Here is a 19,863-nt window from a genome sequence, read left to right as displayed (position 1 = left end):
TGGTAATCCAGCGTGTTGATGGAGGTTGCATGAACCCGCACCAGCACCTGTCCTGCCTGCGGTACGGGTTTGGCCACTTCGCTCAGTTCGAACGCGTTCGGGCCGCCAAAGGATTTGAGTACTTGCGCTTTCATGGTGATTCCTCGTTTCTGGAAAAAGGGATATAGAGAATTTTCGATATAATGATGCAAAAAAAACACGCGACGTTGCCTGGGGTCTCTCGGTTGTCGGTCCTTGTTTCGGCTAAAAGGGATATCGGGAAGTGTCGATATATTAGGTCAAAAAATTACAGCTCCTTGCCTATGAGCTCGGCCAGGGCACGGATGTTGGCTTCATTGCGCTTGTAGTAGGTCCACTGCCCGACCCGACGGACTTCGACCAGGCCTACACGTTGCAGCGTCGCGAGGTAGTCGGACACCGTCGACTGCGACAGACCGACGCCTTCCTGAATACTGCTGACGCACACGCCCACGGTGTGCACGTCCCCTTCATCCTGGGGAGGGAAGTTCTTAACCGGATCCTTCAACCCCTTGAGGATTCCAAGGCGGGTGGGATTCGAGAGGGCTTTGAATACATTGATCAGTTCCATGGAGGCGATAGTATCGAGATTTACCGATATGTCAATGCAAGAATCAACCGTCTGTCGGCCTCCCGGTTCGAGAGGCGTTGTCCAGAAGGTCAGCAAGCCGCACCTCAAGCGAGGCGCTCAGGCGGCCGCGATCCAACCCAGCCGCCAGGCGCCGTCTCCAACGGCCCGGCGCTTGAACAGGCAGTGGTATGCCAGCGCCGCATGGCGAATAATCTGCGCCTCGTCGTATCCAACCAGCAGAGATCGTCATGAGCGCCATGCTACCGCCCCTCGTTCTGTCCATTCAGTCGCATGTCGCCTGGGGCCATGTCGGCAATGCTGCTGCGGTGTTTCCGCTGCAGCGGTTGGGCTTCGAGGTGCTGCCGATTCACACCGTGCAGTTCTCCAACCACACCGGTTACGGCCAGTTTCGCGGCCAGGTGTTCGGTGCCGAGCATGTGCGCGAGGTGCTGCTGGGGCTGCGTGAGCGCGGGGTGCTGCCGCGACTGTCGGCGGTGCTGTCCGGCTACCTGGGCGATGCCGATACGGGGCGGGTGATCCTCGAGGCGGTGGGCGAGATTCGCCAGCACAACCCGGCGCTGCGTTACCTGTGCGATCCGGTGATGGGCGACGTCGGGCGCGGCGTGTTCGTCAACCCGGCGATTCCCGATTTCCTCCGGGATCAGGCGATTCCTTTTGCCAATATCATCACGCCCAATCAGTTCGAGTTCGAACTGCTCACCGGCTCGAAACCGGCCAGTCTGCAGGAGGCGGTGAAGATTGCCCGGCAGCTGCGCGGTCGAGGCCCTGACGTGGTGATCATCACCAGCCTGGCGACGCCGGACATCCCCGACAGCGAGCTGGGCACGCTGGCGGTGAACGGCGAGGGCGCCTGGCTGGTGAGCACCCCGCGCCTGGCGCTGCACCCGTTGCCCAACGGCATGGGCGATGTGTTCTCGGCCACGTTGTTGGGCCGGTTGCTGGCCGGGCAAGCGTTGCCGCAGGCGCTGGAACTGGCCACGGCAACGCTGTACGCCTTGGTCGAGCAGACTGCGGACGGCGCGCGCGATCTGCCGTTGATCGCCGCGCAGGAGCAGATCGTGGTGCCGGGCAAGCGCTTCGTGGCTCGCCAGCTTTCCACGGCTTAAGGCTGTAGCCTGCTGACTCCCGCAATCACTGGCGTGCCGCTCAGCGGATCGCGCAGCAGCGTGCAACGTACGCCGTAAAGACGCTCGACCAGCTCCGGGGTGACGATCTCGTCGGGGCGGCCGCTGGCGACGATCCGACCCTGGTGCATGGCGATCAGGTGATCGGCGTAGCGGCAGGCGCTGGAGAGGTCGTGTACCACCATGACGATGGTCTTGCCGGCTGCGGCGAGGTGGCGGATCAGTTCGAACACTTCGATCTGATGGCCCAGGTCCAGTGCCGAGGTGGGTTCGTCGAGCAGCAGCAGAGGCGTGGCCTGGGCGATGGCCATGGCGATCCAGGCGCGCTGGCGCTGGCCACCGGACATCGACTCCAGCGGCCGGTCGGCCAGTTCCAGCAGATCGGCGGCGAGCAGTGCCGCATCGACGATGGCCTGATCTTCCTCGCTCCACTGGCGCAGCAGGCTCTGGTGCGGTTGGCGGCCGAAGCGGATCAGTTCGCTGACCGTCAGGCCGTCTGGGGCGCTGGCATCTTGCGGCAGCAGGGCAAGCCTGCGCGCCACTTCACGTGACGGCAGGCTGCCGATGGTCTTGCCGTCGAGCAGGACGCTGCCTGATAAGGGTTTGTGCAAACGAGCCAGACCGGCCAGCAGGGTGGATTTGCCGCAGCCGTTGGGGCCGACGATGGCGCTGACCTGGCCGCTGGGAATCAGCAGGTCGAGGTCGTCGATGATGCGGGTCTGGGCGTAGCCCATGCTCAGGTCGCGGGCTTCGAGGCGCACGTCGGACTGGCGGGCGTCGCCGAGCAGTGAGGAATGCAGGGTCATGTCGAACTCCGTGGGGCCTGGCGCAGCAGAATCCACAGCAGGTAGGGGCCGCCCACCACGGCGGCGATGATGCCGACCGGGATTTCGATGGGCGCCAGCAGGGTACGACCGAGCCAGTCGGCGAGGATCATCATCAGTGCGCCGGACAGCGCCGCGTTGAGCACCGGCACGCCGTGGCGGTTGCACAGATGGCGCGCCATTTCCGGCGCCGCCAGGGCGATCAGGCCGACCGGGCCGACCACGGCTACGGCCAGCGCCGTGAGCCAGACGCACAGCGCCAGGGTGAGCAGGCGCATGCGTTGCAGGCGCACACCGAGGCCGATGGCGACGTTGTCGGAAAAACGCATCAGGCTCAGGGCATTGACCAGCAGCTTGGCCAGCGGCAAGCCCACGGCCAGGCCGATACCGAGCAGCAGCACCGAGTCGGCCGGGCGCGCATTGAGGCTGCCGACCGTCCAGGGATAGGCGGCATTGGCGGCGTCCATGTCGCTGCGGGCCAGCATCAGGTTGGTCAGCGCGCCGAACAACGCACCGATGGCGATGCCGACGACGATGAAGCGATAGCCGCGTGCGCCACCGCCGGCGGCCAGGGCGAAGGTCAGCACGGCTGCGCTGGCGGCGCCGCTCAGCGCCAGGGCGGAAGGCGCCAGGCTGGTGGGTACGGCGACGATGGAGGCGACGGCGAAGGCGGTGGCGCCGTTGTCGATACCGATCACCCCCGGCGTGGCCAGGCGATTGCGCGCCAGGGTCTGCAGCAGGCAACCGGCAGCGCCGAGAGCGGCGCCGCTGAGCAGGCCGGCGATCAGCCGGGGCAGGCGCAGCTCCTGAATCAGGAACACCTGCAGCGCCTCGCCCTGACCGAAGGCGGCCAGCAGGGCTTTGCTGGGCGTGAGGGCGTCGTCGCCGGCCGCCAGTATCCAGGTGCCGACGCCGATCAGCAGCAGGCACAGTGTCAGCGCGACGAGCAGGCTGCGGCGGTGCAGCAGCAGGCTGTAGTCACCCAGGCGCAACAGGTGATGGCCGGCCGGGGCGAGCAGGGGGCGTGAGGAAGAAATGTTCATGTCACAGGGTCGGCAGGCGGTGGTTGCGCACCACGGCAATCAGGATCGGCGCGCCGACGAAGGCGGCCACCACGCCCACCGGCAGTTCGTAGGGGCGTACCAGCAGGCGCGAGATGACGTCGGCCAGCAGCAGGACGCAGGGACCGAGCAGCATGCTCAAGCCCAGGGTGCGGCGGATGTCCGAGCCGACCAGGCGACGGGCGATATAGGGCACGATCAGACCGATAAAGGCGATGGGGCCGGCGGCAGCGGTGGCGGTGCCGACCAGGATTGCGACCGCAAGCAAGGTGCCCAGGCGCGTCAGTTGCGGATGGTGACCAAGGCCGCTGGCGACGCGCTCGCCCAGCGCCAGGGCAGCCAGCGGACGCACCAGCAATAGCGCCACCAGCAGTCCGCCGATCAGTCCGGGCAGGCTCCAGTCGAGCGTGTCCAGCGGGCGACCCGCCAAGGCGCCGATGACCCAGAAGCGCATTTCATCGGCGGTACGCTGATCCCATAGCAGCAGCAGGCTACTGAGTGCGCCGAGCATGCCGGAGAACGCGGCGCCGGCCAGCACCAGGCGTACGGGGTCGTCACCGACGCCACGCATGCGCGTGACCAGCAGCACCAGCACGCAGCCCACCAGAGCCCCCAGCATGGCCACGCCCAGATGCAGGCTGGCAGCCGAGGCGCCCAGGTTGATCGCCAGCACCACGGCGAACGAGGCACCGGCGCTGACGCCAAGCAATCCAGGTTCGGCCAGCGGGTTGCGCGTCACCGCTTGCAGCAGCACACCGGCCGCGCCCAGGGCGAGGCCGACCAACAGGGCCAGTTCGGTACGCACCCAGCGCAGTTCGAAGACGATGAAGCGAGCATCCTCATCGCTGCCGCCGAGCAGGGCTTGCAGGCTGGGCAGGATGCCGATGTCACCCGCGCCCAACAGCAGGCTGGCGACGCACAAAAGCAACAGGCACGCAGCCGCGTAGCTCAGCGCCCGAGGGACGGAAAGGCGTGCAGCGAGCATCAGTCGAGCAGAGCCTTCTCCACGTCATCGAGTACCTGCTGAGCCGCCAGGTAACCGGAGCTGCTGCTCCAGATCTGGCCGTCGACGGTCACCACATGACCGTCGGCGACGGCTGGCAGGCGAGTGAAGGCAGGCTGCTTGCGCGCGTCTTCCAGGGCCTTGCGACCATCCGGATTGAGCGTGGCGAGGAATATCCAGTCGGCATTGATGCGTGACAGGTTCTCCAGACTCAGCACGTCGCTGTGCGGCTTCTGCGCCTGGGCTGCGGCCAGCTCGTTGGCGCGCAGGCCGAGATCGCTCAGCAGCTGGCCAACGAACAGATGGCTGGACATGATCACCGGCCCTTGCGGGTTCCAGCGCACCACGCTGACTGCCTGATCTTGCGGCAGACGCTGGCGCAGTTCGGCGCTGCGTTTGTCGATTTCGGTGATGCGCTGCTGGCCTTCTTCCTGTTTGCCGAGGGCCTGGGCGTAGGTCAGGTAGGTTTCGCGCCAGTCCTGGAAGGAATTACCGGTGGGCACCACGGTGGGCGCCATCAGGCTCAGTTTGGCGTACAGATCGCGTGACAGATCGCTGGAGGCCAGCACCAGATCCGGCTGCAGGCGCAGGATGGCCTCCAGGTTGGGTTCGCGCACGCTGCCCACCAGGGTGATCCTGCCTGCCGTGGTCTTGAGATAGTCCGGCACGTCGTCGCCGCCGCGACTGGCCAGGGTACCGACCGGCTGTATGCCGAGTGACAGCGCCGCATCCAGGGCGCTGTCGCCCAGTGCCACCACGCGCTGCGCAGTGCCGCTGATTTTCACGGGGCCATAGGCACCGTCCAGCATGCGTTCGCTGGCGTGCAGGGGCAGGGCGAGCAGCAGCGACGTGGTAAGCGCCGCCGCAGTGCGTTGCAGGTGAGAGCGGATAGACATGCTGGACTCCGGGTCGAGACGAGCAGCGGCAAGCGCTGCTCCGGGAGGATCGAAAGCAAGCTATCTTTTACTAGGTGAGTTAATGAAAATCCATCGCATTTACGAAGTGTTTACAGGATGCAGGCGCTGAATGAGCCGGCGATGCCCGGGCCTTGTCATGAGGCTCGGGCCTGCTGCTGCTCAGAGCTTCAGCTTGGCCAGCCAATCGCCGAGCATGATGGCGCCCGCTTGCTCGAGGGCGCTGGCATGACGCTTGGCGTCGTGACGCAGGGTGACGGGATCGATGCCCGAACTGGCCAGTTCGCTGGCATGGCCCAGCAGCCAATGCTCGAAGCGGTCGCCGCGCACCTCCGGGTGAAATTGCAGGCCCAGCACGTTTTGCCCGCGAGCGAAAGCCTGCTGGCGGCACAGCGGGGTCGAGGCGAGCAGGGTGCAGCCTTGCGGCAGGTCGAAGGTATCGCCATGCCAATGCAGCACGGCGACGTCGCGCAGGGCGGCAAGTGGCTGATAGTCGGAGGCTGCCAGCTCCAGCGTCGACCAGCCGATTTCCTTGGCTGGCCCTGGGTAGACGGTGGAGCCCAATGCCGCAGCCATCAGCTGCGCACCGAGGCAGATGCCCAGCGTCGGCTTATCGGCTGCCAGCCGTGCGCGCAGTATTTCCAATTCATCGGAGAGGAGCGGGTAGAGGTCGTGGTCATAGACGCCGATAGGGCCGCCGAGCACCAGCAGAAGGTCGGCTGCGAGCGGGTCGAGTTGACTGAGGTCACGTTCCGCTGCGTCGATGTACTCGATCTGGTAGCCGGCAGCGCGCAGCGGCGCCTCGAAGCTGCCGAGATCCTCGAAACCGACGTGGCGGATGGCTTGCAGGGTGCGTTCGGTCATTTGCAATGTCCGTCAGTAAAGGAGGGGGGCATGCCCTCTGGTCTGGAGAATATGTTCGAAGTCCTTCAGTGCGGCGGCTGCTGTGGCGAGGGGTTCAGCGCCGCCGCCAATGGCGATCGTCTCGCCCATGGCGTCGCTGTTGATGCGGATCGCCTTGTTCTTCCCGTTCACCTGGGCGAAGGGGTCGGACAGCGGATAGGTCTTGATCCCGACGCTGGCGCGGATCGCACCGTCCACGGAGCTGAGGCTGCCGACCAGGCGGGGAACCAGGCCCTGTGCTCGCCAGGCTTCGATCCGCTGCGCGGTGACCGAATGGATGCCATCGACCTCGACGTCAGCCATTGTCAGCTGGGCGCCAAGGCCGAAGTTGGCCAGCAGCAGGAGTTTGCAGGCAGTGTCCCAACCCTCGGTGTCGTTGCGCGTATCCGCTTCGGCGAAACCGCCGGCTTGTGCCTCGCGCAGTGCTGCATCGAAACCAAGCCCCTGGGTGCGCATGGCGTCGAGCAGGTAGTTGGTGGTGGCGTTGAGAATGCCCTCGACGCTGAGCACCTTGCAGCCAGCCAGGCTGTGCTCGAGCAGGTCGAGTGTGGGCAGGGCGGCGGCTGCCGCACCGCTGAGTTTCAGCTGCGCCCCGGAGGCGCGTGCCAGTTCGCACAGACGCGGCCCGCTATGCACCAGCGCGCCCTTGGCGATGACGATGCAGTCCCGCCCGGCAGACAGCGCCGCACAGAGGTAGTCCAGGCCTGGCCCGCCGCTGCGAAAATCGCTGGGGCCGGCCTCGATCAGCACCTCGGCGCCACTCGCCGCGACGAAATCCGGGCCGGACAGCCCGGGCTGCAGGTCGTCCAGCTGGTTCGCCTGCAGGCCGTTGGCATCGGCCAGGCCGGCGCGTGAGCCACATACGGCAACCAGTCGCACATCCACGCCGTAGACCTGGCGATAGTGGTCGCGACGTTGCAACAGCAGGTTCGCCGTGGCGCGGCCGACACCGCCGAAACCGGCGATTGCAACCTTGAGCGTTTGCATGGGGCGTTCCTTTCGCTGTCAGCGGGCGAACAGGTTGTTGATATCGGCGAAAGCCTTCATTTCGACGGCGTTGCCGCTTGGGTCCTTGAAGAACATCGTCGCCTGTTCGCCCGGCTCGCCCTTGAAGCGGATATAGGGCTCGATGATGAACTCGACACCGGCGGCGGTGAGTTTATCGGCAGCGACCTGCCAGTCGTGCATCGGCAGGACGACGCCGAAGTGGCGCACCGGCACGCCGTGGCCGTCGACCGCGTTGGCCGGTACCGAGCCTGCTTCGTCAGGCGCCAGGTGGGCGACGATCTGATGGCCATAGAAATTGAAGTCGATCCACTCTGACGAGCTGCGACCTTCGCTGCAGCCGAGCAGGTTGCCGTAGAAGTCGCGGGCGGCGGCCAGGTCGTCAACCGGAAAGGCCAGGTGGAACGGGCAGAGTGCGGTCATCGGGGTTCCCTCGTTGGTGAGTGGAATCATCCTATTCGGCGACAAGCCTCTTAAAAAACTATATGTTCTGATCATGAGCAAAACAGAATCTTATCAATCGACATGATCATCGAACTGCGCACGCTGATAGCGGTGGCTCGCTATGGCACCTTCAGCGCCGCTGGTGAGCGCATCGGCCTGACCCAGGCAGCCGTCAGCGGTCATATGCGCCGCCTGGAGGAAAGCCTTGGTTTCGCTCTGTTCGATCGCACCGGTCGTTCGGCCACGCTGAACGCTGCAGGGCTGCGCACGCTGGCGCGTGCCGAGGTGCTGGTCGCCGGTTTCGATGCCCTGGGCGAGCCGACTCAGGACGAGGAATGGGCCAAACCGCTGGAGATCGGCGCGATCGCCTCGGTGCACGCGACCATCCTCACGCGCGCGCTGGTGCCGTTTCGTCAGCGCTTTGCCAACTGCCGGGTGAATCTGTCGCCTGGCGTTTCCCTGCAGCTGATGGATCGAGTCGAAGCCGGAGAGCTCGACCTGGCCATCCTCATTCGTCCGGCGTTCGAGCCGCCCCGTGAGCTGCAGTGGGCGCCGCTGGCATGCGAGAACTACGTGCTGCTGGCGGCCAGCGACGTGGTGGGCGATGACTGGCTGTCGGTGATTCGCGAGCAGCCCTTTATCCGCTACAGCCGCTCCTCCTTCGGTGGCCGGCAGGTGGAGCGCTTTCTGCGCGACCACTCGCTGGTGCTGCAGGAGTGGATCGAGGTCGACGATATCCAGGCGATGCTGTCGATGGTCGAAAGCGGCCTTGGCGTGGCCGTGGTGCCGTTGACGGAAACCATCGTGCCGCTGCCGGCCAGCGTTCGCGTCATCGCGCTCGGTGCGACGCCCATTCATCGCGAGATCGGCGCGCTGTATCCCAAGGTCAGCCGCTCGGCGGCCGTGGCGGGTTTTATCGAATGCTTGCAGAGCGCCGGCGTGGCTCGATAGAGGGCTGACGCCTGCATTTTCATCTTTGCTTTGAAACTCCTAGCGGCTTTGCCTGCTTTCTTCATGCACGGGCATGCTGCAGACTGGCGTCCATTTCGCGTCATCCATCGATCAGGAGAGTGTTCATGAGCCCCGTTTCCTTCGCGCGTCAGCGTTACACCACCAAGGCTTACGACGCCAGTCGCCAGGTGGATCAGGCGGTCATCGACGAGCTGCTGGAGTTGCTGCGCCTGTCGCCGTCTTCGGTCAATTCGCAGCCCTGGCACTTCGTCGTGGCGAGCACGGCCGAAGGCAAGGCTCGCCTGGCCAAGGGCGCCCAGGGCGGTTTCGCCTACAACCAGTCGAAGATCCTCAATGCCTCGCACGTGATCCTGATCTGCGCTCGCCGCGACCTCGACGATGCCTATCTGGCCGATGTGCTGCAGCAGGAAGCCGACGATGGTCGCTTCCGCGACGACGCGGCGCGCACCACTCAACACAACACCCGCAGCAGTTACGTCGAACTGCACCGTGGCCTGGGCGACACCCCGCACTGGGCGGAAAAACAGGCTTATCTGGCGCTGGGCACCTTGCTTCTGGGTGCAGCGGCCAAGGGTGTGGACGCCACGCCGATGGAGGGCATCGACCGCGAGGCGCTGGATGAGGAGCTGGGGCTGGCCGCTCAGGGGTTGAGCAGCATGGTCGCGGTGGCGCTGGGGTATCACAGCGACAGCGATTTCAATGCCGCGCTGCCGAAGTCGCGTCTGCCAGCCGAGCGTGTCTTCACGCACCTCTGAGTCTTTCGGCTGCGCCCCTCGTCACGGGGGCGCTACCGCTGCTTACTCCGGCAGCTTGGCAATCACCTTGATCTCGAAGTTGAAGCCGGCCAGCCAGGTCACGCCGACCGCAGTCACGTTCGGGTAGGGCGCCTCGCCCCAATAGTCGGCTACCACCTCCCAGATGGTTTCGAACTGCGCATGCGGGTCGAGCATGAACACGGTGGTGTCGACCACGTCATCGAAGCTGCAACCTGCTGCGGCGAGGATCGCATTGAGGTTGGCGAAGGCAAGGCGCACCTGCTCTTTCAGGTCGGGTTCGGGCGAGCCGTCCTTGCGGCTGCCGACCTGGCCGGACACGAACAGAAAACCGTTGGAACGAATCGCCGGTGAATAGCGATGAAGTTCATACAGGTCATGGCGGTCGGCCGGGAAAACCACATCACGTTTGCTGGTCATTGTTGCCTCCATCTGGGCCGCTACGGCCCGCTGTTAACGATGGAATCACTTTAAAAACACGGCCGGGCTGGATAAACGAGCAACTCTGGTCATGACTGTTTGTAGAATCCAAACAATCATGAGCTCAAGAGAGATGCCTGATGGATCGTTTCGATGCGATGCAGGCCTTCGCCCGTGTGGTGGAAACCGGCAGTTTCACCAAGGCGGCAGCCACCCTGCACATGAGCAAGACCAGTGTGACCCAGCTCGTTCAGCAACTGGAAGCGCGGCTGCGGGTGCGCCTGCTCAACCGCACCACGCGCAAGGTCAACGTCACCGCTGACGGAGCCGCCTACTACGAGCGGGTGGTGCGTCTGCTGGCGGATGTCGACGATGCCGAGACCAGCCTGTCCAGTGCATCGATGGCGCCGCGCGGCCGCCTGCGCGTGGACGTGCCCAGTCCCTTCGCGCGCATGCTGCTGATCCCGGCCTTGCCGGCGTTCTATGCGCGCTATCCGGAAATCCAGCTGACCATGGGCGTAAGCGATCGGCTCATCGACATCATCGGGGAGAACGTCGACTGCGTGGTGCGCGGCGGCGAGATCACCGATCAATCGCTGATCGCGCGCCATGTCGGTGATCTGCAACTGGGTATCTACGCCACGCCGGGCTATCTGCAGCGCGCCGGCACGCCGATGCATCCGCGCGAACTGGAGGCGGCTGGTCATCATACGGTGGGTTTTCTCTGGTCGCGCACCGGCAAGGCCTTGCCCTATGCGATGCAGCGGGGTGAGGAGCGCATCGAGGCCCATGGCCGCCCGTTGCTGACGGTCGACGATGGCAACGCCTATCTGGCTGCGGGCCTGGCAGGCCTGGGCATGCTCTGGCTGCCGCATTACATGGCCAGGCCGCACCTGGCCAGCGGCGAACTGGTGCGTCTGTTCGACGACTGGCAGATGAAACCGATGCCGATGTACCTGGCTTTCCCGCCGAACCGCCATGTCAGCGCCAAGCTGCGGGTATTCATCGATTGGGTGGTGGCGCTGATGGCCGAACATGCGCCGGTGTTGGAGCGGCATTGAGTGAGCGTCACTGGTTGGATCTCCCCCTGGAACTGGCGCGGCTGGTTTCGCAGCGGGCGTCATGAATTTCAGTGAAAGCCTGGTCGATATGTCGTAGACCCTGGGCGTTCGAGAATTGAGTTGACCGTGGAGAATGATCGTTCTATCTTGCTGAGAACGATCATTCTCTATGGTTTGAATCATGCTCGAAGACGCCTCGATCCAGCAGCGCTTGCTGCGCGCCACCGAACACCTGGTCTATGCCGGTGGTATCAATGCCACGGGTATGGACGCCATCGTCAAGGCCTCGGGGGTGGCGCGCAAAAGCATCTATCGCCTCTATCCGACCAAGGAAGCACTGGTTGCCGCCGCGTTGCGCGAGCGTGATGAGCGCTGGATGCAATGGTTCGTCGCCGGCACCTCGGCGGGGGCGCCGAACGAGCGGCTACTGGCAGTGTTCCCACTGCTGCGCAGCTGGTTCTCGGCGCCTGACTTCCATGGCTGCGCCTTCATCAATGCGGCCGGGGAGATCGGTGAGCCCGACAGCGAGATCCGCGCCGTCGCGCTTTTGCATAAACAACGCCTGCTGGCCTATCTGGGCGAACTGACCACGGCCTGCGGCTTTGCCGAAGCCGAGGAAATGGCCAGGCAGTTTCTCCTGCTGATCGATGGCGCAACGGCCGTCGCCATGGTCACCGGCCAGGCCGACGCGGCTGACAGCGCTGGTCGCACCGCGCAACTGCTCCTGCAATCCTTGTCGCCCAGTGATGGGCTCAACCCCCGCAAGCCTGAGGTGTCTCATGTCGTCAACTACTGAAGTTCGTCCGCCGCTACCGCCGTTCACTCGCGAGAGCGCCATCGAGAAAGTGCGCCTGGCCGAGGATGGCTGGAACAGCCGTGATGCGGCCAGGGTCGCACTGGCCTACAGCCTCGATACGCGCTGGCGCAACCGCGCCGAGTTCGCCAATGGTCGCGATCAGGCGCGTGCCTTCCTCGAGCGCAAGTGGGCGAAGGAGCTGGAGTACCGTCTGATCAAGGAGCTCTGGGCGTTCACCGACAACCGCATCGCGGTGCGTTACGCCTATGAGTGGCGCGACGACTCGGGCAACTGGTTTCGCTCCTACGGCAACGAGAACTGGGAGTTCGGCGCCGACGGCCTGATGATCAATCGCTATGCCTGCATCAACGATCTGCCGATTCAGGAGTCCGAGCGCAAGTTCCGCTGGCCCCAGGGGCGTCGTCCTGACGATCATCCGGGGCTGTCCGAACTGGGCCTCTGATCCGGGCTATGTGGGCACGGGAGTTGCTGCTTTAATGCGTCAATCACATCGTGCTCCGAGACCCCTGAATGAATCGCAACGACCTGCGCCGCGTCGACCTGAACCTGCTGGTGATCTTCGAAACCCTGATGTTCGAGAAGAACCTGACCCGCGCCGCCGAGAAGCTGTTTCTCGGTCAGCCGGCGGTCAGTGCGGCGCTGGCCCGTTTGCGCGACCTGTTCGACGATCCGTTGCTGGTGCGCAATGGCCGTGGTTTCGAGCCGACGGCGCGAGCGCTGGCGATTCTCAGGGAGCTGCAGCCGGCCATGGACACCATCTCGGGCGCGGTCAGTCGTGCCCGCGAGTTCAACCCGGCGACCAACCGCGACACCTTCCGCATCGGTCTGTCCGATGATGCCGAGTTCGGCCTGTTCCCGGCCTTGCTCAAGCAGATTCGCGAAGAGGCGCCGGAGGTGGTGATCGTGGTGCGGCGGGTCAACTTCCTGTTGATGTCAGCGATGTTGGCCTCGGGCGAAATTTCCGTGGGCGTCAGCTACACCACCGAGCTGCCGGCCAACGCCAAGCGGCGCACGCTGCGCGAGATGAAGGTCAAGGTGTTGCGTGGCGATGACCGCCCTGGCGCACTGACGCTGGACGAGTACTGTTCGCGGCCGCATGCGCTGGTGTCGTTCTCGGGGGATCTGTGCGGCAACATCGACAACGACCTGGCGCGCCTGGATCGCTCGCGTCGCGTGGTGCTGGCGGTGCCGCAGTTCAGTGGCTTGCGCTCGATCATCGCGGGTACGGAAATCCTCGCCACAGTCCCGGATTTCGCCGCAGCGGCGCTGATCGAAGGGAGCCGCCTGCGTGCCGATGACCCGCCATTCGAGCTGGTCAATTCGGATCTGTCCATGGTCTGGAGCGGGGTGACCGACAACGACCCTGCCGAGCGCTGGCTCAGAAGCAAGATCGTCGAGTTCATGGGCGAGCCAGGCGCCTGAGCAGGGCTCAGTCGCGATAGAACACCTGGATCAGGTGATAGCCGAACTGGGTCTTCACCGGGCCGTGCACTTCGCGCAGCGCCTTCTTGAAAATCACCTGATCCACCGCACGCACCATCTGCCCGGGCCGCACCTCGCCGAGGTCGCCACCTTTCTTGCCGGAGGGGCAGGTGGAGTGCTTGCGTGCCAGCACATCGAAGGCTTCGCCAGCGGCAATGCGCTTCTTCAGCGCGGCGGCTTCCGCTTCGGTCTTGACCAGGATGTGGCGGGCCATTGCCTTTGCCATTGATGGGCTCCTCAATTCTGTCAGGGCGCTATTGTGCCAGCATTCATTGCGCCAGCAGAATGGCGTCAATTTTGTGGGTCGTGCGTTGTCCGCAGTGCGGACGAATCATGGCCTATGGTATTTCAATCGCGCTCACGGAAACGCCGCCATGGATCTCCAAGCAATGCTGAAAATCCTGTCCACCCAGGATGGCTCCGATCTCTATCTGTCTACCGGCGCGCCACCCTGCGCGAAGTTCAATGGCGTGCTCAAGGCGTTGAGCCAGGAGCCGATGAAGGCGGGCGATGTGGCGGCCATTGCCGATTCGATCATGGACAGTGCCCAGCGTGAGGAATTCGAGCGCGAACTGGAGATGAACCTGGCGATATCGCTGGCCGGTGTGGGGCGTTTTCGCATTAACATCTTCAAGCAGCGTAACGAGGTGTCCATCGTCGCGCGCAACATCAAGCTGGATATTCCGCGCTTCGAAGACCTCAAGCTGCCCGAGGTGCTGCTCGGCACGGTGATGGAAAAGCGCGGCCTGGTGTTGTTCGTGGGCGGCACCGGTTCTGGCAAGTCGACCTCCCTGGCGGCGCTGATCGACTACCGCAACCGTAACAGCGGCGGCCATATCATCACCATCGAAGACCCGGTGGAATACGTGCACCGGCACAAGAAGTCGATCATCAACCAGCGCGAGGTGGGCGTGGACACCCGCAGCTTCCACGCCGCGCTGAAGAACACCCTGCGCCAGGCGCCGGACGTGATCCTGATCGGCGAGATCCGCGACCGCGAAACCATGGAGCATGCGCTGGCCTTCGCCGATACCGGGCACCTGGCGATCTCCACGCTGCACGCCAACAACGCCAACCAGGCGCTGGATCGCATCATCAACTTTTTCCCCGAGGATCGCCGCCCGCAGTTGCTCAACGACCTGGGCAACAACCTCAAGGCATTCGTCTCGCAGCGTCTGGTCAAGACCGTCGATGGCAAGCGCCGCGCGGCAGTGGAGGTGATGCTGGGCACGCCGACGGTGCGCGACCTGATCAAGCGCAATGAGTTTTCCGAACTCAAGGAAATCATGGAGAAATCCAGGAACCTCGGCATGCAGACCTTCGATCAGGCCTTGATCGATCTGGTGCATGAAGGGGCAATCGACGAGGAAGAAGCGGTGAAGAACGCCGACTCGGCGAACAACGTGCGCCTGAAGCTCAAGCTGCACCGCGACAACCCGGCCAATGCCAGGCCTGCGCCTGCCGCCGCAGCACCGGTGGCGGCACCCGTTGCGTCACCGAAAGCGGCCTCGACAGGCGACTGGGGGCTGGAACTGAAGCTCGAGGACATCGAAGAGGAGCTGCCGCCAGAGGATCCGGGTCGGCAGGGGATCTAGATCCTATGGGTCGGGTTGCAGCGGCAGATAGGCCTGACGCAGACGCTGGCTGACGCCGTCCTGTTCCAGCTCGCTGATGGCGCTGCGCAGTTGTTCGACCAGTTGCGCATCGCAGTCCTTCGAGCAGCCCAGATACAGGCCGGTGCTGGCCAGGGTCGGGCTTCTGCGCAGATTCTGCCCGCGATAGGCCGAGCTTTCCCAGATGTACAGCGCCTCCGGCACCCCGGTGAACCAGGCGTCGATACGTCCAAGGCTGAGCAGATGGGCCGGATTTTCGCCCAGTTTGAGTTGCACGATCTGCTCGTCGCTGAACCCCTGGCGCTGCAGGATGCCGACCTGCGCCGTGCCCATGCCGACACCTATGCGGCGATAGCGCTGGCGAGCCTGGGCGAAGTTCTCGACGGGGTCGTCCAGGCTGAAGAAGGCGCGCTCCAGCTCCATGATCGAGGCAATCCAGGTATACAGCGCCTCGCGCTCGGGCGTTCGCGACAGGGGAATGATCAGCATGTTCCTGCCCCTGGACACGTTGATCTGGGCGCGCGGCCAGGGCTCGGCGACGATGTGGGTGAGTTTGCCGATCCTGGCCAGCGCAGCCAGTACCACGTCACCCGCCATGCCATGGCCGCTTTCATAGTCATGCAGCGTCAGCGGCGGCGCGTCCGGCATGTACAGCTTGACGGGCTCATCGGCGGATGCAGCTCCAGCTATCAGCAACGCAACCAGCAGGCAGATGTGGTTGGGCACTACGAACATCCTGTTGTCATTGTCGCTCCAGTATAGGTGGCGTTTGTGGCCCGCTGCAGCGACCGGCTACTCGTGCCGAATGCTGCGATTCCTGCCCTGGGCTTTGGCTGTGTAGAGGGCCTTGTCGGCCGCCGCCAGCAGACGCTCCAGGTAGCCTTCGCCTGGTTTCAGGCTGGCGATGCCGATGCTCACCGTGACAGCCTGGTGGGCGGTTTCCAGGGTCTTGATCTGCTCATGCACGCGCTCGGCGATATCGCCGGCTTCATCGAGATCGGCGTTGGGCAGCCATATCGCGAACTCTTCGCCGCCGTAGCGCACCACGCTGTCGCCACTGCGCACGCTGGCCAGAAGACGCTGCGCCATATCCACCAGAACTCGATCGCCCTCGGCGTGGCCGAAGCGATCGTTGATCTGTTTGAAGTGGTCGATATCGATCAGCAGGAGGCTGCCGCAAGCCAGCTCGCTGACGCTGCCGAGCCACTGCTCGACGTGCACTGACAGCGCCCTGCGATTGCTCAGCGCGGTCAGTGGGTCGGTATGGCTCAGCTGTGCAAGTTGCTCGGCTTCGCTCTGAATTTCCACGGCGTAGGTGGCCAACTGGGCGTAGGCGCTCTGCAGCGCCAGGTTGGCCTTGGCCAGTTGCGCTGCGCTTTCCTGCGCCTGTTCGCGAGCCTTGAGCAGCTCTGCTTCGAACCGTTGCCGGTCCTTGGCGACGAAGAACAGCCAGATGACCTCCGTCGCGCCATCGACTTGGCTGATGCGTGCGTTGGCCATGACGGGTATTGCCTGGCCGTTTTCTGATTGCAGTTGCAGGTAAAGCTCACTGAACTCACCGTTGCGCAGCAGCAAGGGCCAGGCGTGGGTTTGCAGGAAGATGCGGCTGGCCGGTGGAAAGAACTGGTCCATGCCTTCGGCCGCGCCCGCACCTGCCAGACGCTTGAAATCGCAATTGCAATGCTTGACTCGGCCGTTGCAGTCAGTGACCAGCACCGGGCCGGGTAGGCGATCAAGATAGAACACGGGTGCGTGCTCCCTGCAGGTAGCGAAGCATGGCGGCGCTCACCAGTTCGGGATGGCTCATGTGCGCGCAATGGCCGCTGACGTCCAGCGTTTGCAGAGTGCTGCCCGTGAGTGCGCCATGCAGATAGTCGGCAACTGGCGTGGGAACCAGTGCATCTCGCTGGTGATGCAGGATCAGGCTGGGCGACAGGCACAGCTGCAGCGCCGGGCGGATATCGGAGAAGAAGGTGGCCTGCGCGAAGGCATGAGCCATGATCGGGTCGGTCGAGCAGAAGCTGTCGGAGAGCTGCCGGGTGACGGCGGGCGCCTCGTCGGCCGATACCAGCGGTGCGAACTGCTGGGCCCAGCCCAGATAGTTGTGGGCCATCAGCTCCAGGAGCCCCTCCAGGTCACTGCGTTCGAAGCCTCCGCGATAGTAGGGCGGGTCGTTGAGAAAGCAGGGGGACGGACCGAGAAGAATCAGCCGGGAGAACAGCTCGGGGCGCCTGATGGCCGCGAGAATGCCGACGCTGCAACTGATCGAGTGGCCAACGAAGGTCAGATCACCCGAGAGCTCGAGGGCGTCGCACACTTCCAGAAGGTCCTCTACGTAACCCTCCAGCTGGGCATAGCGGGCAGGGTGGAAGGCGTTGGCATCGGAGCGGCCGCTGCCGACATAGTCAAACAGCACCTGGTGCCAGTGCTGGCTGAAGGCTGGCGTGACCTTGCTCCACATATCCTGATTGCAACCGAAGCCGTGGCCGTAGATGAGCGTTGGGGCATTGGCCGTTTGCGCTTTCAAGCGTTGAACGTTGTTGCGCTGGATGATGTTCATGCCGCCACCTTGCCATGTGCCGAGTCGACCTTGGCCAGGACTCAGCTGCTGTGAAGACGAAAAAATGGCGCCAGTATAGTGATTTTTTCTGGCTGGTGGCTTTTTGCTACAGATCGTCCATCAGCCCTGGCACGTTGCGGTAAAGCTCAAGCGCCTGCGGGTTGGCCAGGGCATCGGTGTTCTTCACCGGGCGCCCGTGGATGACGTTGCGCACCGCGAGTTCGACGATCTTGCCGCTGAGGGTACGTGGAATATCGGCGACCTGGAGGATCTTCGCCGGCACGTGGCGTGGCGTGGTGTTGGCGCGGATCACCTGGCGGATTTCCTCGCGCAGGCTGTCGTCCAGCGTCACGCCGTCACGCAGACGCACGAACAGCACCACGCGCACGTCGCCCTGCCAGTCCTGGCCAATGACGATGGACTCCAGCACCTGCGGCACCTTTTCCACCTGGCGATAGATCTCTGCGGTGCCAATGCGGACGCCGCCCGGGTTGAGCACGGCATCGGAGCGGCCATGAATGACCAGGCCGCCATGGGCGGTTTGCTCGGCATAGTCGCCGTGTGCCCAGACGCCGGGGAAGGTGGCGAAATAGGCCGCGCGGAATTTCTCGCCATTCGCGTCGTTCCAGAAGCCCACCGGCATCGAGGGAAAGTGCCGGGTGCAGACCAGCTCGCCTTTTTCCCCGGTCACCGCCTGGCCACTGTCGTTCCACACCTGCACGTCCATCCCCAGGCCCTTGCACTGCAGTTCGCCACGCCAGACCGGCAGGGTCGGGTTGCCCAGGGCGAAGCAGGAGACGATGTCGGTACCGCCCGAGATCGAGGACAGGCACAGGTCACGTTTCACGTCGCGGTAGACGTATTCGAAGCTTTCGTGGAGCAGCGGCGAGCCGGTGGAAAGGATCGCCTTGAGCATGCTCAGCTTGTGGCTTTCACGGGGTTTGACGCCGGCTTTCTCCAGTGCGGCGATGAACCTGGCGCTGGTGCCGAAGACAGAAATGTCCTCGGCGTCGATCAGATCGATCAGGCGCGTCGGTTCCGGATGCAAGGGTGAGCCGTCGTAGAGCACCAGGGTGGCGCCCAAGGCCAGGCCTGCTACCTGCCAGTTCCACATCATCCAGCCGCAGGTGGTGTAGTAGAAGAGACAGTCATCGGCTGTCAGGTCGGTGTGCAGGCCCAGCTCCTTGAGGTGTTGCAGCAGGGTACCGCCGACGCCGTGGACGATGCACTTGGGCACGCCGGTGGTGCCGCTGGAGTAGAGGATGTACAGCGGTTGGTCGAAGGGTACCGGGGTGAATTGCGGCGCGCCGCCGGGCTGATAGAAATCCTGCCAAAGGCTGATCGCTGCGACGGATTTGCAATCCGTGGCACGAGCGTCGAGCTTGGCGTAGGGCACCAGCACCAGATGCTGCAAGGAAGGCAGCTGTTGGAGAATTTCATTGAGCTTGTCGGTCAGGTCCAGACTCTTCCCTGCATAGCGATAACCGGCGGCGGCGATCAGCACCTTGGGTTCGATCTGGCCGAAGCGGTCGATCACCCCCTGGGTGCCAAAATCCGGCGAGCAGCTCGACCAGGTGGCGCCCAGGCTGGCGGTGGCGAGCATGCCCACCACGGTCTGCCAGGTGTTGGGCATGACGGCCGCCACGCGATCACCGATGCCCACGCCCGCGTTTTGCAGGGCGCGTTGCAGCCCGGCTACATGGGCAGCCAGTTGCGCATGGCTGAGCTGTTCGCGGGTGCCATCCTCGGCGATGGCCACCAGCGCCGGATGACCGTCACGGCGGCGCAGCAGGTGTTCGGCGAAATTCAGGGTGGCGCCGGGAAACCACTGCGCATCCGGCATTGCCGGGCCTTCGCGCAGCACGCATTCGGCGGGGCTGTGCAAGCGAATGTCGAAGAAGTCGACGATGGCCTGCCAGAAGGCTTCGCGTTGCTCGACGCTCCACGTGTGCAGGGCAGGGTAGTCGGCCAGTTGCAAACTCTGGCGCTCGTTGACGAAACGGCGGAATGCATCCATGCGGGTGCCAGCGATGCGGTCGGCGGAGGGCGTCCAGAGAGGCTGCTGCATGGCCAGTCCTCGTCGTTGCTTGTTCGTAAGCTTCAGGTTAGTACGCATGGGCAATCAGGCCTTTAACCTGAGCGACCTTCGCGGCTATCGCACCGACCTTTTCATATGTTCGGAAGCAAACGACAGGCCGATACGGTACACCTGCCTGTAGGAGCGGCTTTAGCCGCGATAATCGCGGATGAATCCGCTCCTACGCATATGCGGGCTGT

General features: G+C 64.1%; 22 protein-coding genes and 1 pseudogene. 8 read left to right on the top strand and 15 right to left on the bottom strand.

Annotated elements, in window-relative coordinates; genetic code table 11:
• Both ACN0X6_RS06015 and ACN0X6_RS06010 read right to left on the bottom strand, forming a co-directional pair.
• Nucleotides 1-134: pseudogene (locus tag ACN0X6_RS06015) on the bottom strand (NADPH:quinone oxidoreductase); the annotation flags it as partial.
• Between the two features lie 152 nt (nt 135-286).
• Entirely contained in the window at nt 287-589 is a 303-nt protein-coding gene (locus tag ACN0X6_RS06010; protein ID WP_196477099.1) for an ArsR/SmtB family transcription factor, read from the bottom strand.
• A gap of 248 nt (nt 590-837) precedes the next feature.
• Here ACN0X6_RS06010 and pdxY point away from each other — a divergent pair, with 248 nt between their 5' ends.
• Nucleotides 838-1,716 (top strand): pyridoxal kinase PdxY, encoded by an 879-nt coding sequence (gene pdxY, locus ACN0X6_RS06005; protein ID WP_417702723.1) that lies wholly within the window; start codon nt 838-840, stop codon nt 1,714-1,716.
• Here pdxY and ACN0X6_RS06000 read toward each other — a convergent pair.
• The 7 genes from ACN0X6_RS06000 to ACN0X6_RS05970 all read right to left on the bottom strand — a co-directional run bounded on the left by ACN0X6_RS06000 (nt 1,713) and on the right by ACN0X6_RS05970 (nt 7,867).
• On the bottom strand, nt 1,713-2,540 hold the full coding sequence (locus ACN0X6_RS06000) for an ABC transporter ATP-binding protein (RefSeq protein WP_417702722.1): 828 nt from the start codon (nt 2,538-2,540) through the stop codon (nt 1,713-1,715). The genes pdxY and ACN0X6_RS06000 overlap by 4 nt on opposite strands.
• Nucleotides 2,537-3,601 (bottom strand): FecCD family ABC transporter permease, encoded by a 1,065-nt coding sequence (locus ACN0X6_RS05995; RefSeq protein ID WP_417702721.1) that lies wholly within the window; start codon nt 3,599-3,601, stop codon nt 2,537-2,539. Before ACN0X6_RS05995 ends, ACN0X6_RS06000 begins: the two co-directional genes overlap by 4 nt.
• Nucleotide 3,602: 1 nt before the next feature.
• Nucleotides 3,603-4,604, bottom strand: coding sequence for a FecCD family ABC transporter permease (locus tag ACN0X6_RS05990; RefSeq protein ID WP_417702720.1), 1,002 nt, complete (start codon nt 4,602-4,604; stop codon nt 3,603-3,605).
• On the bottom strand, nt 4,604-5,518 hold the full coding sequence (locus ACN0X6_RS05985) for an ABC transporter substrate-binding protein (protein ID WP_417702719.1): 915 nt from the start codon (nt 5,516-5,518) through the stop codon (nt 4,604-4,606). Before ACN0X6_RS05985 ends, ACN0X6_RS05990 begins: the two co-directional genes overlap by 1 nt.
• Nucleotides 5,519-5,698: 180 nt before the next feature.
• Nucleotides 5,699-6,400, bottom strand: coding sequence for a glutamine amidotransferase (locus tag ACN0X6_RS05980; RefSeq protein ID WP_417702718.1), 702 nt, complete (start codon nt 6,398-6,400; stop codon nt 5,699-5,701).
• A gap of 12 nt (nt 6,401-6,412) precedes the next feature.
• Nucleotides 6,413-7,426, bottom strand: a complete 1,014-nt coding sequence (locus ACN0X6_RS05975; RefSeq protein ID WP_417702717.1) for a homoserine dehydrogenase — start codon at nt 7,424-7,426, stop codon at nt 6,413-6,415.
• Between the two features lie 18 nt (nt 7,427-7,444).
• Nucleotides 7,445-7,867: a VOC family protein gene (locus tag ACN0X6_RS05970; RefSeq protein ID WP_417702716.1), complete on the bottom strand. Its 423-nt coding sequence runs from the start codon at nt 7,865-7,867 to the stop codon at nt 7,445-7,447.
• A 102-nt stretch (nt 7,868-7,969) separates the two neighbouring features.
• On the opposite strand from ACN0X6_RS05970, the gene ACN0X6_RS05965 reads away from it, so the two are divergent.
• Together ACN0X6_RS05965 and nfsB are read left to right on the top strand one after the other, a co-directional pair.
• Nucleotides 7,970-8,839, top strand: a complete 870-nt coding sequence (locus ACN0X6_RS05965) for a LysR family transcriptional regulator (RefSeq protein ID WP_417702715.1) — start codon at nt 7,970-7,972, stop codon at nt 8,837-8,839.
• A gap of 125 nt (nt 8,840-8,964) precedes the next feature.
• Nucleotides 8,965-9,615, top strand: coding sequence for an oxygen-insensitive NAD(P)H nitroreductase (gene nfsB / locus ACN0X6_RS05960; RefSeq protein ID WP_417702714.1), 651 nt, complete (start codon nt 8,965-8,967; stop codon nt 9,613-9,615).
• Between the two features lie 42 nt (nt 9,616-9,657).
• Here the strand turns inward: nfsB and ACN0X6_RS05955 are convergent, their stop codons facing one another.
• Entirely contained in the window at nt 9,658-10,053 is a 396-nt protein-coding gene (locus ACN0X6_RS05955) for a RidA family protein (RefSeq protein WP_417702713.1), read from the bottom strand.
• A gap of 140 nt (nt 10,054-10,193) precedes the next feature.
• On the opposite strand from ACN0X6_RS05955, the gene ACN0X6_RS05950 reads away from it, so the two are divergent.
• From ACN0X6_RS05950 to ACN0X6_RS05935, 4 genes are all read left to right on the top strand, one after another.
• A complete protein-coding gene (locus ACN0X6_RS05950; RefSeq protein WP_417702712.1) occupies nt 10,194-11,114 on the top strand; it encodes a LysR substrate-binding domain-containing protein in 921 nt (306 codons plus the stop codon).
• 181 nt (nt 11,115-11,295) lie between these two features.
• Nucleotides 11,296-11,910: a TetR/AcrR family transcriptional regulator gene (locus ACN0X6_RS05945; protein ID WP_417702711.1), complete on the top strand. Its 615-nt coding sequence runs from the start codon at nt 11,296-11,298 to the stop codon at nt 11,908-11,910.
• Complete coding sequence (locus tag ACN0X6_RS05940; protein ID WP_143508788.1) at nt 11,894-12,373, top strand: DUF1348 family protein; 480 nt, start codon at nt 11,894-11,896, stop codon at nt 12,371-12,373. Before ACN0X6_RS05945 ends, ACN0X6_RS05940 begins: the two co-directional genes overlap by 17 nt.
• Nucleotides 12,374-12,441: 68 nt before the next feature.
• Complete coding sequence (locus tag ACN0X6_RS05935) at nt 12,442-13,353, top strand: LysR family transcriptional regulator (RefSeq protein ID WP_417702710.1); 912 nt, start codon at nt 12,442-12,444, stop codon at nt 13,351-13,353.
• A gap of 7 nt (nt 13,354-13,360) precedes the next feature.
• Here ACN0X6_RS05935 and ACN0X6_RS05930 read toward each other — a convergent pair whose 3' ends face one another.
• The gene (locus ACN0X6_RS05930; protein ID WP_017362973.1) at nt 13,361-13,639 is read right to left on the bottom strand and encodes a peptidylprolyl isomerase; all 279 of its coding nucleotides are present in this window, start codon (nt 13,637-13,639) and stop codon (nt 13,361-13,363) included.
• A gap of 148 nt (nt 13,640-13,787) precedes the next feature.
• Here ACN0X6_RS05930 and ACN0X6_RS05925 point away from each other — a divergent pair, with 148 nt between their 5' ends.
• Nucleotides 13,788-15,008: a PilT/PilU family type 4a pilus ATPase gene (locus tag ACN0X6_RS05925; RefSeq protein WP_417702709.1), complete on the top strand. Its 1,221-nt coding sequence runs from the start codon at nt 13,788-13,790 to the stop codon at nt 15,006-15,008.
• A 3-nt stretch (nt 15,009-15,011) separates the two neighbouring features.
• Here the strand turns inward: ACN0X6_RS05925 and ACN0X6_RS05920 are convergent, their stop codons facing one another.
• The 4 genes from ACN0X6_RS05920 to ACN0X6_RS05905 all read right to left on the bottom strand — a co-directional run bounded on the left by ACN0X6_RS05920 (nt 15,012) and on the right by ACN0X6_RS05905 (nt 19,654).
• A complete protein-coding gene (locus tag ACN0X6_RS05920; protein ID WP_417702708.1) occupies nt 15,012-15,761 on the bottom strand; it encodes a substrate-binding periplasmic protein in 750 nt (249 codons plus the stop codon).
• A 57-nt stretch (nt 15,762-15,818) separates the two neighbouring features.
• Nucleotides 15,819-16,772 carry a diguanylate cyclase gene (locus ACN0X6_RS05915; RefSeq protein ID WP_417702707.1) on the bottom strand — a complete coding sequence of 318 codons (954 nt, stop codon included), beginning with the start codon at nt 16,770-16,772 and terminating at the stop codon, nt 15,819-15,821.
• Nucleotides 16,759-17,586, bottom strand: a complete 828-nt coding sequence (locus ACN0X6_RS05910) for an alpha/beta fold hydrolase (protein ID WP_417702706.1) — start codon at nt 17,584-17,586, stop codon at nt 16,759-16,761. The genes ACN0X6_RS05915 and ACN0X6_RS05910 overlap by 14 nt, the downstream gene beginning before the upstream one ends.
• A 106-nt stretch (nt 17,587-17,692) precedes the next feature.
• On the bottom strand, nt 17,693-19,654 hold the full coding sequence (locus ACN0X6_RS05905) for an acetoacetate--CoA ligase (RefSeq protein WP_417702705.1): 1,962 nt from the start codon (nt 19,652-19,654) through the stop codon (nt 17,693-17,695).
• Between the last annotated feature and the right edge of the window lie 209 nt (nt 19,655-19,863).

It is taken from the genome of Pseudomonas sp., from assembly GCF_048269965.1.
Lineage (GTDB): Bacteria > Pseudomonadota > Gammaproteobacteria > Pseudomonadales > Pseudomonadaceae > Aquipseudomonas.
This window is presented reverse-complemented; position numbering and strand designations above follow the sequence as displayed.

Excerpts from the sequence above, each read along its gene's own strand:
- ACN0X6_RS06010 (WP_196477099.1), bottom strand. The coding sequence starts at position 589 with ATGGAACTGATCAATGTATTCAAAGCCCTCTCGAATCCCACCCGCCTT.
- pdxY (WP_417702723.1), top strand. The coding sequence starts at position 838 with ATGAGCGCCATGCTACCGCCCCTCGTTCTGTCCATTCAGTCGCATGTC.
- ACN0X6_RS06000 (WP_417702722.1), bottom strand. The coding sequence starts at position 2,540 with ATGACCCTGCATTCCTCACTGCTCGGCGACGCCCGCCAGTCCGACGTG.
- ACN0X6_RS05995 (WP_417702721.1), bottom strand. The coding sequence starts at position 3,601 with ATGAACATTTCTTCCTCACGCCCCCTGCTCGCCCCGGCCGGCCATCAC.
- ACN0X6_RS05990 (WP_417702720.1), bottom strand. The coding sequence starts at position 4,604 with ATGCTCGCTGCACGCCTTTCCGTCCCTCGGGCGCTGAGCTACGCGGCT.
- ACN0X6_RS05985 (WP_417702719.1), bottom strand. The coding sequence starts at position 5,518 with ATGTCTATCCGCTCTCACCTGCAACGCACTGCGGCGGCGCTTACCACG.
- ACN0X6_RS05980 (WP_417702718.1), bottom strand. The coding sequence starts at position 6,400 with ATGACCGAACGCACCCTGCAAGCCATCCGCCACGTCGGTTTCGAGGAT.
- ACN0X6_RS05975 (WP_417702717.1), bottom strand. The coding sequence starts at position 7,426 with ATGCAAACGCTCAAGGTTGCAATCGCCGGTTTCGGCGGTGTCGGCCGC.
- ACN0X6_RS05970 (WP_417702716.1), bottom strand. The coding sequence starts at position 7,867 with ATGACCGCACTCTGCCCGTTCCACCTGGCCTTTCCGGTTGACGACCTG.
- ACN0X6_RS05965 (WP_417702715.1), top strand. The coding sequence starts at position 7,970 with ATGATCATCGAACTGCGCACGCTGATAGCGGTGGCTCGCTATGGCACC.
- nfsB (WP_417702714.1), top strand. The coding sequence starts at position 8,965 with ATGAGCCCCGTTTCCTTCGCGCGTCAGCGTTACACCACCAAGGCTTAC.
- ACN0X6_RS05955 (WP_417702713.1), bottom strand. The coding sequence starts at position 10,053 with ATGACCAGCAAACGTGATGTGGTTTTCCCGGCCGACCGCCATGACCTG.
- ACN0X6_RS05950 (WP_417702712.1), top strand. The coding sequence starts at position 10,194 with ATGGATCGTTTCGATGCGATGCAGGCCTTCGCCCGTGTGGTGGAAACC.
- ACN0X6_RS05945 (WP_417702711.1), top strand. The coding sequence starts at position 11,296 with ATGCTCGAAGACGCCTCGATCCAGCAGCGCTTGCTGCGCGCCACCGAA.
- ACN0X6_RS05940 (WP_143508788.1), top strand. The coding sequence starts at position 11,894 with ATGTCGTCAACTACTGAAGTTCGTCCGCCGCTACCGCCGTTCACTCGC.
- ACN0X6_RS05935 (WP_417702710.1), top strand. The coding sequence starts at position 12,442 with ATGAATCGCAACGACCTGCGCCGCGTCGACCTGAACCTGCTGGTGATC.
- ACN0X6_RS05930 (WP_017362973.1), bottom strand. The coding sequence starts at position 13,639 with ATGGCAAAGGCAATGGCCCGCCACATCCTGGTCAAGACCGAAGCGGAA.
- ACN0X6_RS05925 (WP_417702709.1), top strand. The coding sequence starts at position 13,788 with ATGGATCTCCAAGCAATGCTGAAAATCCTGTCCACCCAGGATGGCTCC.
- ACN0X6_RS05920 (WP_417702708.1), bottom strand. The coding sequence starts at position 15,761 with ATGTTCGTAGTGCCCAACCACATCTGCCTGCTGGTTGCGTTGCTGATA.
- ACN0X6_RS05910 (WP_417702706.1), bottom strand. The coding sequence starts at position 17,586 with ATGAACATCATCCAGCGCAACAACGTTCAACGCTTGAAAGCGCAAACG.
- ACN0X6_RS05905 (WP_417702705.1), bottom strand. The coding sequence starts at position 19,654 with ATGCAGCAGCCTCTCTGGACGCCCTCCGCCGACCGCATCGCTGGCACC.